At 65.9% G+C, this 12,156-nt stretch carries 11 protein-coding genes; 7 read left to right on the forward strand and 4 right to left on the reverse strand.

The genetic code is table 11. From position 1 onward, the window contains the following. Positions 1-126 precede the first annotated feature (126 nt). A complete protein-coding gene (locus H926_RS29750; RefSeq protein WP_022678115.1) occupies positions 127-822 on the reverse strand; it encodes an extensin family protein in 696 nt (231 codons plus the stop codon). Positions 823-1,031: 209 nt separating this feature from the next. Here H926_RS29750 and H926_RS0121670 point away from each other — a divergent pair, with 209 nt between their 5' ends. Continuing rightward, on the forward strand, positions 1,032-2,168 hold the full coding sequence (locus H926_RS0121670; protein ID WP_022678116.1) for a phosphoserine transaminase: 1,137 nt from the start codon (positions 1,032-1,034) through the stop codon (positions 2,166-2,168). Between the two features lie 198 nt (positions 2,169-2,366). Further along, positions 2,367-3,950, forward strand: a complete 1,584-nt coding sequence (serA, locus tag H926_RS0121675; protein ID WP_022678117.1) for a phosphoglycerate dehydrogenase — start codon at positions 2,367-2,369, stop codon at positions 3,948-3,950. 91 nt (positions 3,951-4,041) lie between these two features. On the opposite strand, the gene H926_RS0121680 is transcribed toward serA, so the two are convergent. Then, complete coding sequence (locus tag H926_RS0121680) at positions 4,042-6,087, reverse strand: energy transducer TonB (protein ID WP_158442037.1); 2,046 nt, start codon at positions 6,085-6,087, stop codon at positions 4,042-4,044. Positions 6,088-6,139: 52 nt separating this feature from the next. Here H926_RS0121680 and H926_RS32755 point away from each other — a divergent pair, with 52 nt between their 5' ends. The 3 genes from H926_RS32755 to H926_RS0121695 all read left to right on the forward strand — a co-directional run bounded on the left by H926_RS32755 (position 6,140) and on the right by H926_RS0121695 (position 7,416). Then, positions 6,140-6,601 (forward strand): hypothetical protein, encoded by a 462-nt coding sequence (locus H926_RS32755; protein ID WP_148291850.1) that lies wholly within the window; start codon positions 6,140-6,142, stop codon positions 6,599-6,601. 51 nt (positions 6,602-6,652) lie between these two features. Continuing rightward, on the forward strand, positions 6,653-7,000 hold the full coding sequence (locus tag H926_RS0121690) for a YigZ family protein (RefSeq protein ID WP_028658343.1): 348 nt from the start codon (positions 6,653-6,655) through the stop codon (positions 6,998-7,000). 77 nt (positions 7,001-7,077) lie between these two features. Continuing rightward, complete coding sequence (locus H926_RS0121695; protein WP_022678121.1) at positions 7,078-7,416, forward strand: hypothetical protein; 339 nt, start codon at positions 7,078-7,080, stop codon at positions 7,414-7,416. A 4-nt stretch (positions 7,417-7,420) separates the two neighbouring features. Here H926_RS0121695 and H926_RS34155 read toward each other — a convergent pair whose 3' ends face one another. Further along, on the reverse strand, positions 7,421-7,597 hold the full coding sequence (locus H926_RS34155; protein WP_022678122.1) for a hypothetical protein: 177 nt from the start codon (positions 7,595-7,597) through the stop codon (positions 7,421-7,423). Positions 7,598-7,667: 70 nt separating this feature from the next. Beyond that, on the reverse strand, positions 7,668-8,984 hold the full coding sequence (locus tag H926_RS0121705; protein WP_043610917.1) for an HD-GYP domain-containing protein: 1,317 nt from the start codon (positions 8,982-8,984) through the stop codon (positions 7,668-7,670). A 585-nt stretch (positions 8,985-9,569) separates the two neighbouring features. On the opposite strand from H926_RS0121705, the gene H926_RS0121715 reads away from it, so the two are divergent. Both H926_RS0121715 and H926_RS0121720 read left to right on the forward strand, forming a co-directional pair. Further along, positions 9,570-10,718: an ATP phosphoribosyltransferase regulatory subunit gene (locus tag H926_RS0121715; RefSeq protein ID WP_022678125.1), complete on the forward strand. Its 1,149-nt coding sequence runs from the start codon at positions 9,570-9,572 to the stop codon at positions 10,716-10,718. Positions 10,719-10,861: 143 nt separating this feature from the next. Beyond that, positions 10,862-12,151, forward strand: a complete 1,290-nt coding sequence (locus tag H926_RS0121720; protein ID WP_022678126.1) for an adenylosuccinate synthase — start codon at positions 10,862-10,864, stop codon at positions 12,149-12,151. Positions 12,152-12,156 lie beyond the last annotated feature (5 nt).

Genomic DNA, 12,156 nt, shown 5'->3' on the forward strand with positions numbered 1-12,156 from the left:
GCCGCAAGTGGGCGCTTTCTGCCATAACGGGCGCGCAGGTTTGGCACCTTGTCCGAAGCGGCAGTGATTTTCTAACAATGCCCAAAGGCCGTTTCGTCACGCCGCATCACCGCCAATTCCGCCATCTCACCCACACAGCGGCCGCCCACTCCCTACTTCCAGATGCAGGTGATCGCGGTGCGCCGCGTTGTAATCGGGGCTGAGCACCGTGTTGAAGCGCTTGCACGCGCTGGTGTGGATGGCGCGCAGGAAGGCGCGGATCTGTGGGTCTTCGTCGCGCCAGTCGCGCAGCACGGTGACGCGGCGGCCGTCGGCCAGGAGGAAGCCGGAAATGTCGATGGCATTGGCCGTGGCGTGGGCAGATCGGCGCCCGGTGCCGGCCACGTTGCGGCAGTTGTAGCTGCCCATCGTCTCGATCTTGACCAGCGGGCTGCCCAGAATCTGTTGTGCGGCGCGGTCCACGCCAAAGCGCGCCCAGCCTTGCAGGGCATTGGCCAATTGGCACGTCACCGGCCCGGCATTGGCCAGGCCCAATTGCGTGCTGTCGCTGCGCAGATAGGCCAGGCGCACGCTGCCGAGTGTGCTGCACCCGGCGCCATAATACTGATCGGGCACCGGCACATAGCCGATCGCGTTCTGGCGCAGCGAAACCAGGCAGGCGCGCGTGGCGACCGAGCTTGGCACGGGCTGGACGACCGGGTGCGAGACCATGCGCGCCGAAACCGAGCGGGCGGGCCGGCGCGGGCCGCGTGGGGCATCGACACAGCCGGCGAGGGCGATCACCGGCAGCATGGCCCAGGCAAGAAGAACGCGTCGTGCCATAAGGTTAAGCCTGACGCAGTCTTGGTTACTGCAGGGTAAATGGAAAGCCCGCAGATGCGCGTTGCCGCAGTTTTTGCGACGAACCGCGCAGCAGCATGCCGGCGCAGCATTTTTTGCAGGGTCGATTGACAACCCCGCTGGTGCCCTTAGAAGCGGCGCCGGGCCACGCGGTCCCAACGCCGCGCGTGCTCTCTGTAAGGAGAGTCTACATGACTGTTGGTATTCCCGCCGCAAAGCCGGCGCGTCCTTTCTTTTCCTCGGGTCCGTGCGCCAAGCCGCCGGGGTATTCTCTGGACAAACTCGCCACCGAATCGCTGGGTCGTTCGCACCGTGCCAAGATCGGCAAGGCGCGCCTGCAGCTTGCCATCGACCTGATGCGCGATGTGCTGCAACTGCCCGCCACCCACCGCATCGGCATCGTGCCCGGTTCCGATACTGGCGCCTTCGAAATGGCGATGTGGACGATGCTGGGCGCCCGCGGCGTGACCACGCTGGCCTGGGAAAGCTTTGGCGAAGGCTGGGTTACCGACGCGGTCAAGCAATTGAAGCTGGAGCCCACCGTGCTCCGCGCCGATTACGGCCAGCTGCCTGATCTGTCCAAGGTCGATTTCGCCGATGACGTGCTGTTCACCTGGAACGGCACCACCAGCGGCGTGCGCGTGCCCGATGGCGAATGGATCCCTGACGATCGCGAAGGCTTGACCTTTGCCGATGCGACCAGCGCGGTCTTTGCCTATGACATTCCGTGGGACAAGATCGACGTGGCGACCTTCTCGTGGCAGAAGGTGCTGGGCGGTGAAGGCGCGCACGGCGTGCTGATCCTCGGCCCCCGCGCGGTCGAACGCCTAGAAACCTATACGCCGGCCTGGCCGCTGCCCAAGGTGTTCCGCCTGGTTTCCAAGGGCAAGCTTGCCGAAGGCGTGTTCAAGGGCGAAACCATCAACACGCCCTCGATGCTGGCGGTGGAAGACGCGATCTTCGCGCTGGAATGGGCCAAGTCGGTCGGTGGTCTCGGCGGCCTCAAGGCGCGCTGCACGGCCAACGCCCATGCGCTCGACAAGATCGTTGCCGAACGCAGCTGGCTCGGCCATCTCGCGGTCGACAGCGGCATTCGCTCGCGCACCTCGGTGTGCCTTACCGTCGAAGGCGCTGACGCTGACTTCATCAAGAAGTTTGCCGGCCTGCTCGAAAAGGAAGGCGCCGCCTTTGATATCGCGGGCTATCGCGATGCCCCCGCTGGCCTGCGCATCTGGTGCGGCGCCACGGTGGACACCGCCGATATCGTGGCGCTCGGCCCCTGGCTCGACTGGGCCTATGCCCAGCTGACGGCCACTGCTGAAGCCTGATTTTCCAGCGGATCAACATTCTCGCGTCACCCCGGACTTGATCCGGGGTCCCGCTGTCCTTTTGCGGCAGCACTACGCTCAAGAAGCGGGATGCCGGATCAAGTCGGCATGACGGAAGAATGAAACAGCCAATCCCCATTCCTGCCGGCATTCCCGGCATGCGCCGTGTCATCTGGCGCACCCCATGGAGCAAAGACCATGACCAAGCCCAAGGTTCTGATTTCCGACAAGATGGACCCCAACGCCGCCCGCATTTTTGAAGAGCGCGGCTGCGACGTTGACGTGATCACCGGCAAGACGCCCGAGGAACTCAAGGCGATCATCGGCCAGTACGATGGCCTGGCGATCCGTTCGTCGACCAAGGTGACCAAGGAAATCCTGGAAGCTGCGACCAACCTCAAGGTTGTCGGCCGCGCCGGCATTGGCGTCGACAACGTCGATATTCCGGCTGCGTCGGCCAAGGGCGTGGTGGTGATGAACACCCCGTTCGGCAACTCGATCACCACGGCCGAACACGCCATCGCCCTGATGTTCGCGCTCGCCCGCCAGCTGCCCGAGGCCGATCTTTCGACCCAGGCCGGCAAGTGGGAAAAGAACCGCTTCATGGGCGTGGAAGTGACCGGCAAGACGCTCGGCCTGATCGGCGCGGGGAACATCGGCTCGATCGTTGCCAGCCGTGCGCTCGGCCTCAAGATGAAGGTCGTTGCCTTCGACCCGTTCCTCACGCCCGAGCGTGCGGTGGAAATGGGCGTGGAAAAGGCTGACCTCGATACCCTGCTGGCCAAGGCAGACTTCATCACGCTGCACACCCCGCTGACCGACCAGACGCGCAACATCCTCTCGGCCGAAAACCTCGCCAAGACCAAGAAGGGCGTGCGCATCGTCAACTGCGCGCGCGGTGGCCTGGTCGATGAAAAGGCGCTGAAGGAACTGCTCGATTCCGGCCATATCGCCGGCGCCGCGCTCGACGTGTTCGAAACTGAGCCGGCCAAGGACAGCCCGCTGTTCGGCACGCCCAACTTCATCTGCACCCCGCACCTGGGCGCTTCGACCACCGAAGCCCAGGTCAACGTGGCGTTGCAGGTGGCCGAGCAGATGGCCGATTTCCTGGTCACCGGCGGCGTCACCAACGCGCTCAACATGCCTTCGCTGTCGGCCGAGGAAGCGCCCAAGCTCAAGCCCTACATGGCGCTGGCCGAAAAGCTCGGCACCCTGGTGGGCCAGCTGGCGCACGACAACCTCGCCAAGATCGCGATCGAGGTGGAAGGCGCTGCTGCCCAGCTCAACCAGAAGCCGATCACCGCGGCCGTGCTGACGGGCGTGATGAAGCAGTATTCCGACACCGTGAACATGGTCAACGCGCCGTTCCTGGCCAAGGAACGCGGGCTCGACGTGCGCGAAGTGCGCCATGATCGCGAAGGCGAATACCGCACCCTGGTGCGCGTCACCGTCTCGACCAGCCAGGGCGACCGTTCGGTGGCTGGCACGCTGTTCGGCAACGGCCAGCCGCGCTTGGTGGAAATCTTCGGCATCGGCATCGAAGCCGATCTCGACGGCGACATGCTCTATATCGTCAACACCGACGCGCCGGGTTTCATCGGCTCGATCGGGACGCTGCTCGGCACCGCCGGCATCAACATCGGCACGTTCCACCTCGGCCGCCGCGAAGCCGGTGGCGAAGCGGTGCTGCTGCTCTCGGTCGATAGCCCGGTCAGCGAAACCGTGCTCGCCCAGGCGCGCGAAATCCAGGGCGTGCGCCTGATCAAGGCGCTCAAGTTCTAATCGCTTTGGGCGGCCCGCCGCGCGCGGGCCAAAGCCTGAAAGGCAGGAAAGGGCGGTGCCTTGCGGCGCCGCCCTTTTTGCGTGTGGGTGATCAGGTCTTCTTCTTCCGCTTGATCTCTGTGGCGACCATAGCGTTGTCGGGAAGAGCGAAGCGGATGGTTTCGCGATTGGCGCTGCATGCGGCGCCGTTCTGCGGGCGATAGCTGGCCTGATAGCGTGCGCCCGCCAGCATTTTCTCGGCTGCCTGATCGAACACGAACGGTGGATAGGATGCCAGCGCCCGCACGCCGGCGGTGCGGCCATCAGCGAGAATGTCGTATTCGCTGTGGACCCAACCTTCGAAACCCCATTGGGCCGCTTCTTCAGGAAACGCGGTGAAGCTATCGTTGATCGCCTGAAGCGCTGGCTTGGGGCCGATCAGTGCGCATTGTTCCTGGTTTAGCCCGGTTTCGGCAAACAGGCGTTGCGCTTCGTCCAGCCGCCCTTTGTCGGCGGCGTCATTGGCCAGTTGGAGCAGCGCGAACTGCCGCAGCGGGTGATGGTCGGGCAAGCCACTGTCGCTGGCGACACGCTGCAAGATGGCAGACGCAGCGGCCTTGCCAGAACCAGACCGGCGTCGTGGCAGCGCCAGCAACAGGCTGGTGTTGCGTGCGAGCGGGTCTGCGGCGATCGCCGGTTCGGCAGCGAGGGCTTGCAACACGGGAAATTCCACGTCGTCGCGTGCTGGCGCAGATGACGGCAGCTTGCGGCGCTTGAGAATCGTGGCGCGGTCCCAGACGAGCAATACCCGGGCCGCATTGCGCACGGACGGCGGCACGGACAGCGGCAAGGACGCGTCCTGGGCAAGCGCTAGGCCGCGATCGATCGAGGCCAGTTCGTCGGCTTCAGGGCGTAAATCGATATCGCCTAGAATTGCGCGCGCGGCCAGTTCCGCCGCGGCATTGCCGCTTTGCCGGGCGCTTTCGGCCGTCTTGAGCCAAGATGACCAGGCATCCTTTTCAGCTGGCAGGGTAAGGCCAGCCTGGTGTGCCCAAGCAAGAATGGCATCGCGGGCCGGTGCGTTGGGCGCCAGGCCCCCATCGCCGCGGGTACAACGCAGTTCTACCCGCGCCGTGGCGCGAAAGAACGTGGGCATCTTGGCGGCGTCTTCCGGTTTCCAGCGCCAATTGGCTGCGGCGCGGGCAAAGGCGCTGGCCTTGGCATAGTTGCCGACGCTGTAGACAGTCTCGCTGGCCAAGACGTCGCCGGACTGGCTGATGACCAGTTGCACCACCGCCATGTCATCTGGAGTAAGCCCGGTTTCCGCGCCGCAATCGGGCGCTTCCATCGTCGCCGCGCTTCCAAAGTTGGTGCCGCCTGCATGTCCCGCGCCGGAATAGGCCATGTAGCGCCGGGCATCTTCGGTCCGCTTGGTCAGCAAGGCAGCTTGGGCAAGATCCTGGCGTAGGCCGGAATCGAACGCGCTGATCTGATCACGCAGACCGCCACTCAGGTCCAGCGCTGTGTCCAGTTCGGCTTTTGCCGCCTTGATCTGCCCGCGATTGAGCAGGGTGCGTCCCAGCAGCATATGCCATTGCGCCAGCATGGTCTTGGCCGGTTTAGGCTTGGCCATTTCCAGTCGCAGACCTTCGTTGGCAGCGTCGATCGCGCGATTGTCGCCGTCGAACGCGGTCAACAGGGCAATCCGTTGCAACGTGCCGCCCCGCGCCTGGTCGCGCTGCAAGGCAAGGGCAGCATCGAAATGAGCCAGCGCGCCGTCGTGGTCCCAGCGGCTGGCTGCGACTGTGCCGAGCACGTTTTCTGCATCGGCCACGTCCAGCGCCACCTCGGTCGCATGTGGCCGCATGGCGGCAAGGCCCGCCACGAGCAGCGGTTCACCCGTGTCGGCCTGGCCGGTGCGCACCTGGCAGGCCCCCCGGTGCGCCATGATCATCGCGGCGGGCAGGCTGCCAGGCTTGACATGCGGATCAGTCGCCAAGGCATCGAGCAAGGGTAATGCAGCGGCGCAATCATTCTTGTCATAGGCAGCAGTGGCCGCATCAAAGCGCTGTTGCAGGCTGTTGGACGGTGCCGGCTGGGCAGAGGCAATGGTGGCGGGGAACAGGGCCAGGAACAGCAATGTCGATTGGTGGCGCAATGCTTGTCTCCATAGCATTTACATCATTTTATTGCCGAAATACTATGGTTGCATGACGCTGTTGTCCACGCCGATCAACAGGCTTGGCCCGCCATGTTGGTGGGCCGGAGCCTTGGCCATCCTGGCAGCCATTCCTGGTGTACCGGCCGTCTCTGCCGCAGCGCCATCGCCTGGTGCGGCAGAGGCTGACCGCATCGTGTTGCTGGGCGCGCACTGGTGTGCGCCATGCATGACCGAATATGCCAATCTGCCGGCGCTGGTGCGCGCGGCGGCGCCCGATCGCATCGTGCTCGCCTGGATCGATCGGCCGGTTGTGGCGCCGGCCACACTGCAAGGCCAGGTAGACAGCATGCCCGTCGCCGCCGCGCGCGATCTGGCCGAGAAGCGCCTGGGTGTAGGCTTTGGCCTGCCGGCGGCGCTTGCACCAGTACGCCTGTGCCTACCATGGCGCGGCCCGCTGCGCCCGGCCGATATTGCCCGTTGGCGCGATAGCTGCGCGGCATGGCGGCGTTAAGAGTATAGCGCGCCCTTGCCTTGGGGACCGCCCTGAGCCAGGCCCATGGTCATGCGCACGCTTGATACCATCGTCTCCGATCGCGGTTCGAAATATGCCGTGTCCGGCGCGCCCTGTGGTTCGGCGGAAGAGGCGCGCGCCTTGGTGGAGCAGCTCAAGACCATCAAGAAATTCGCGAAGGCCACGCACAATACCTGGGGCCTGCTGTGCGCGGCCGGGCCGATCAAGCAGGACGATGGCGAAAGCGGGGCGGGCATGGTGATCCTGCGCATGCTGGAGCGCGAGGGGTTGCGCGACCATCTGGTGATCGTCACCCGCTGGTATGGCGGCAAGCATTTGGGCGGCGATCGCTTTCGCCATGTGCAGACGGCGGTGCGGGCCTATCTGGACAGCCTGTAATCGAGGGCGCATCACGTGCCCCGGACCTTTGCACGCCGCCGGCCGTTTACCCGTCACACGCCGATCAAGGACACTGCATGACCAGCACCACTACCGTTCCGTCGCCCGCCGCCTGGCTGGCGCCGATGCTCCCCTTGTGGAACCAGCAGATGATGCTGGGCAGCGAGGCGGCCATGGTCATCGCCCGGCGGATGTGGCTGGTTGCTCTGGCTGATCCCCGCGCCGCTTCCGAAAGCCAGCGCATGGTGACGGAAAAGGTGGAAACGCTGGGCCAGGTGTGGTGGGATTTGGCGCTTGCCCCTTCGCGCGCACTGCTGGCGGGAAAAGCCATCCCCACGCCGCATGGGGAAGCACGACGCGTGGTGCAGACCTATCGACGCAAGGTGCGCGCCAACCTGCGCCGCCTTTCGCGCTGAACGTTCAGCGCTGGCGTGCTGCCTTGACCAGAGCCCAGCCCATGGCCCCGCTAAGCGCCATCGCCAGGGCGAGGCCTGTGGCGGCGCCCCACTCCGCGCCGCTGCGGCCTGCATAAATGCCCCCGGCGATCAGGCCGAGAATGGGGAAGATCAACAGGGCAAGGCAACCGATCGCAACCATGGCCTGCCTCGTGCCATGCCCATCATGAACTTTGCCTGAGCCGCCTTTACCGGGGCGGCGGGCTGAGCGGTCAGGCGACCATCGCGCGCAAGGCTTCAAAGCAAACGCCATCGATCGCCTTGCCCACTTCGGCTTCCATGACCGCCAGGGCGCGGTCCACAGGCATGGCGGCGCGATAGGGGCGATCGGCGGTGAGCGCGTCATAGAAATCGGCCACACTGATGATCCGCGCCTCGGTGGCGATCAGGCTCTGGTTCAGACCCAGTGGATAGCCCTTGCCATCCAGCCGTTCGTGATGCGCGCCAGCCACAGCGGCCATGTCGCGCAAGGGGCCGATGCGCGACAGGATGGCGGTGGTGTGGCTGGCATGGCTGCGCATTTCCACCCATTCCCCATCATCAAGCTTGCCCGGCTTTTCCAGCACCCGGCTCGACACGGCCAGTTTGCCAACGTCATGCAGGACTGCAGCCCGGCGCAGCGCGCCCAACTCGGTTTCAGCCACGCCCACCGCACGCCCAAGCGCCGTGGCATAGCGGCCCACCCGGCAGGAATGGCCGCCGGTATAGGGGCTCTTGGCGTCGATCACCGCGCCAAAGGCATCGGCAATATCGTCGAGATAGGCCTCGTCCACCGCGACACGGGCTTCGACCGGCTCCATCGCCTGGACATGCAGTTCCAGCGCGGGATCGTTGCAATCGCCCCAGAAGCCGGGCCGGGCGCTGACCGCCACGAATGCATCGACCAGTTCGGGATCGAGCCAGGTGCCGCGCCGCGCCCGCACTTCGGCCAGCGCCGCTTCGGGCCCGGCGGCCATCTGGAACACATCGGCGATCTGCGCCAGCAGGGCGAGCCGCGCGGGCAGGGGAATGGCGTGTCCGGCAAGACCCAGCGGCTTGCCGCCACCATCCCAATGTTCGTCCAGCGCGGCAATGGCGCCAGCAACGCTTTCGGGAAAGCGCAGTTGCCGTGCGATCGTGGCACCGCGGGTGCAGCGGGTCTGGATCAGGTCGGTGGCGATTCGGCTGCCATCGCGCAGGATCGTGGCTATCGCGCGCATGCGCGCTGGCAAGGGCTCGCCCGCGCCCGTGCGGCGAAAGACAAAGCCCAGCGTTGGGCCCAGGCCCTGGCCGATCAGCTTGAACTCATGCTTGAACGCGCGATCGTCGGCCAGATAGAGCTGGGCAATGCGCGCGGCATTGCTCGAACAGCCCAGGTCCTTGAGCAGCGTGGCATAATAGATGGTGCGCCGATCTGCCGGCGACAGGCCCAGCGCCACGGCGATCTGGCTGGCGATCCAGCACGCGCGCAGCGAATGGCCGGCCGGCTGCCCCTCGGTCAGATCGAGCGCATAGGAGAATGCGCCGAGGATCTCGCTCAGCGATGTCATGGCCACGGCTGGCGTGGCGCACGCGAATTCTTGCGCGAAAGCATGGCGCATCGGACGACCCCTGTTCTTTTTTGTCTCCAAATTGGTGACATGATTCGCGTTAAGGTCGCGTTGCCGTGTCTGTGCCCATTCGGGCGATGCCGCACAGAAAGAGGGATGGCCGTTTTCGGCCGCCCCCCCGGGTTCCAATTGTATTTGCTCGAATTTACCAGCCCACGCTGATACGGGTGTGAAGAAAGCGCCCGTTGAACCCGAATGGCGAAAAGAATGGAAATGCCACCCCGCCGCGGGTGCGCGGGCAGGTGAGCGCGCAGGTTCGCCTGCACCAGGTCCGAATAGCTATCGAGCAGGTCGTAGCGTATTTCCAGATCGGTGATCGCGTTGCGCTGTAATGATATCGCCCGCGGCGGCACCTGCCGCCTGAATCACGTTGCCGTCATGCGGTACGTGAGGCGTGGCGCTCAGCTTGCCACCGGCCCATCCAAGCGTGCCCACCGCCTTGTTCGTGGGGCTGGAGGCGGGACAGGCGCGGGGCGTGGCTTTTTCCCTACCCGGCGCAGGCCAATGCCGCTAAAGGCCCGGGCCATGGACACCCGCGATCCCGATCTCCTGCCCGCCGATCTGCTTCCCGAAGGCCTGGAAGACCGCCTGCCGCGCGCGGCGGCCGCCGCCACGCGCGTGATGCGCACGATCCATGGTGTGATGGAAGGCCATGGGTATGACCGTGTGCTGCCGCCGATGATCGAGTTCGAACGCTCGCTCGCCAGCCGCATGGCCGGGATCAGTTCGCGCCGCATGTTCCGCTTCGTCGATCCGCAATCGCTGCGGATGATGGCGCTGCGCAGTGATATCACCCCGCAGATCGGCCGCATCGCCGGCACCCGCCTGGCCGCCGCGCCGCGCCCGCTGCGCCTGTGCTATGCCGGGCAGGTTGTCACCATCAAGGGCGACGGGCTCGATCCCGCGCGCGAAAAGCTGCAGTGCGGCGCTGAAGTGATCGGGGCGGACAATGTCGCCGCCGCCGCCGAAGTGGTCGCCGTGGCGATCGAGGCGCTGCAAGCCGCCGGCGCCACCGGCGTCAGCGTCGATTTCACTTTGCCCGATCTCGTCGATACCTTGGCCGAAAAGGCCCTGCCGCTTGGCCCCGGCCAGATCGATGCGGTGCGGCGCGAACTGGATACCAAGGATGCCGGCGGGCTCGTCGATGCCGGGGGGCAGGCCTATGTGCCGCTGCTCTACGCCACGGGCGATTTTGACGCCGCGATCGAAAAGCTGGCGGCGATCGATGCCGGTGGCGCGCTCGCCGGGCGTATCGCTGCCCTGCGCGAGATCGCCGCGCGGCTCGATGGGCGTGCCCGCCTGACGCTCGATCCGTCCGAACGCCATGGCTTTGAATACCAGTCATGGTTCGGCTTCGTGCTCTATGCCGATGGCGTGCGCGGCGCGCTGGGGCGGGGCGGCACCTATCGCATTGCCGCGCCTGATGGCGGCGCGGGCGAAGTGGCAACCGGCTTTTCGCTCTATCCCGATGCGCTGATTGATCTGATCGCCAGTGCCGAAGCGCCGGCCGAAAAGCTGTTCCTGCCGCTGGGCCACGATCGCGCTGCGGCCGCGCGGCTGCGCGCCATCGGCTGGCGCACCGTCGCCGCGCTCGACGCCGGGGACGAGCCCGCGGCGCTGGGTTGCACCCACGTTCTGGGGGCAGATGGCCCGGTCGCGCTTCCGGTGGCGTGACAGGCCCTTGACTCTGGCGGGGCGGTGCCACTAGGGCGCCCCCCGCACACATCCTGCGCGTCATCGCGCCCAACCCACCCGCTGCGCCGAGTCCTGTCGAAGGGCGCTGTTCGGGTCCACCTGGCAGGTGGAGGAGTGTATCTGTGGCAAATGTAACCGTGATCGGCGCCCAGTGGGGTGATGAAGGCAAGGGCAAGATCGTTGACTGGCTGGCCAGCCGCGCCGATGCGGTCGTGCGGTTCCAGGGCGGCCACAACGCCGGCCACACCCTGGTGGTGGGCGAACAGGTCTACAAGCTCTCGCTGCTGCCCTCGGGCATCGTCACCGGCACGCTGTCGATCATCGGCAACGGCGTGGTGCTCGATCCCTGGGCCCTCAAGGCCGAGATCGAAAAGCTCACCGCGCAAGGCGTGGAAATCAACGCCGACAACTTTGCCATTGCCGACAACTGCCCGCTGATCCTGCCGCTGCACCGCGATCTTGATGGCCTGCGCGAGACTGCCGCCGGCGCCGGCAAGATCGGCACCACGGGGCGCGGCATTGGCCCGGCCTATGAAGACAAGGTCGGCCGCCGCGCCATTCGCGTGTGCGATCTCGCGCATCTCGACGCGCTCGATGCGCAGCTCGATCGCCTGTGCGCCCATCACGATGCGCTGCGCGCCGGGTTCGGCCAGCCGCCGGTCGATCGCGCGGCGTTGCTGGCAGAGCTGAAGGACATCGCGCCCTACGTGCTGCAGTTCGCGCAGCCAGTGTGGAAGCGCCTCAATGCCGTGCGCAAGGCCGGCGCGCGCATCCTGTTCGAAGGTGCGCAGGGCGTGCTGCTCGATGTCGACCACGGCACCTATCCGTTCGTCACCTCGTCCAACACCGTTTCGGGCACGGCGGCTTCGGGTTCGGGCCTGGGCCCGGCATCCACCGGCTTCGTGCTGGGCATCGTCAAGGCCTATACCACCCGCGTCGGCTCTGGCCCGTTCCCCACCGAACTGGCCGATGACGTGGGCCAGCGCCTGGGCGAACGCGGCCACGAATTCGGCACCGTCACCGGGCGCAAGCGCCGCTGCGGCTGGTTCGATGCCGTGCTCACCCGCCAGTCCTGCGCCATTTCGGGCGTCACCGGCATCGCGCTGACCAAGCTCGACGTGCTCGACGGGTTCGACAAGGTGAAGATCTGCATCGGCTATCGCCTCAATGGCAAGGTGCTGGACTATTTCCCCAGCCACGCCGCCGACCAGGCCAATGTCGAGCCGATCTACGAGGAAATGGACGGCTGGCAGGACACTACTGCCGGTGCGCGTTCGTGGGCCGATCTGCCCGCGCAGGCGATTAAGTACATCCAGCGCGTGCAGGAACTGATCGAAACGCCCGTGGCGCTGGTCAGCACCTCGCCCGAGCGGGAAGATACCATTCTCGTGCGCGATCCCTTCGTGGATTGATCGCG

This window comes from Novosphingobium sp. B-7, assembly GCF_000410615.1.
Taxonomy (GTDB): domain Bacteria; phylum Pseudomonadota; class Alphaproteobacteria; order Sphingomonadales; family Sphingomonadaceae; genus Novosphingobium; species Novosphingobium capsulatum.

What these genes read in the sequence shown, in the direction of transcription:
- serA (WP_022678117.1), top strand. Translation starts at nt 2,367, where the DNA reads ATGACCAAGCCCAAGGTTCTGATTTCCGACAAGATGGACCCCAACGCC.
- H926_RS34155 (WP_022678122.1), bottom strand. Translation starts at nt 7,597, where the DNA reads ATGGTTGCGATCGGTTGCCTTGCCCTGTTGATCTTCCCCATTCTCGGC.
- H926_RS0121705 (WP_043610917.1), bottom strand. Translation starts at nt 8,984, where the DNA reads ATGACATCGCTGAGCGAGATCCTCGGCGCATTCTCCTATGCGCTCGAT.
- H926_RS0121690 (WP_028658343.1), top strand. Translation starts at nt 6,653, where the DNA reads ATGCGCACGCTTGATACCATCGTCTCCGATCGCGGTTCGAAATATGCC.
- H926_RS0121695 (WP_022678121.1), top strand. Translation starts at nt 7,078, where the DNA reads ATGACCAGCACCACTACCGTTCCGTCGCCCGCCGCCTGGCTGGCGCCG.
- H926_RS32755 (WP_148291850.1), top strand. Translation starts at nt 6,140, where the DNA reads ATGACGCTGTTGTCCACGCCGATCAACAGGCTTGGCCCGCCATGTTGG.
- H926_RS29750 (WP_022678115.1), bottom strand. Translation starts at nt 822, where the DNA reads ATGGCACGACGCGTTCTTCTTGCCTGGGCCATGCTGCCGGTGATCGCC.
- H926_RS0121715 (WP_022678125.1), top strand. Translation starts at nt 9,570, where the DNA reads ATGGACACCCGCGATCCCGATCTCCTGCCCGCCGATCTGCTTCCCGAA.
- H926_RS0121670 (WP_022678116.1), top strand. Translation starts at nt 1,032, where the DNA reads ATGACTGTTGGTATTCCCGCCGCAAAGCCGGCGCGTCCTTTCTTTTCC.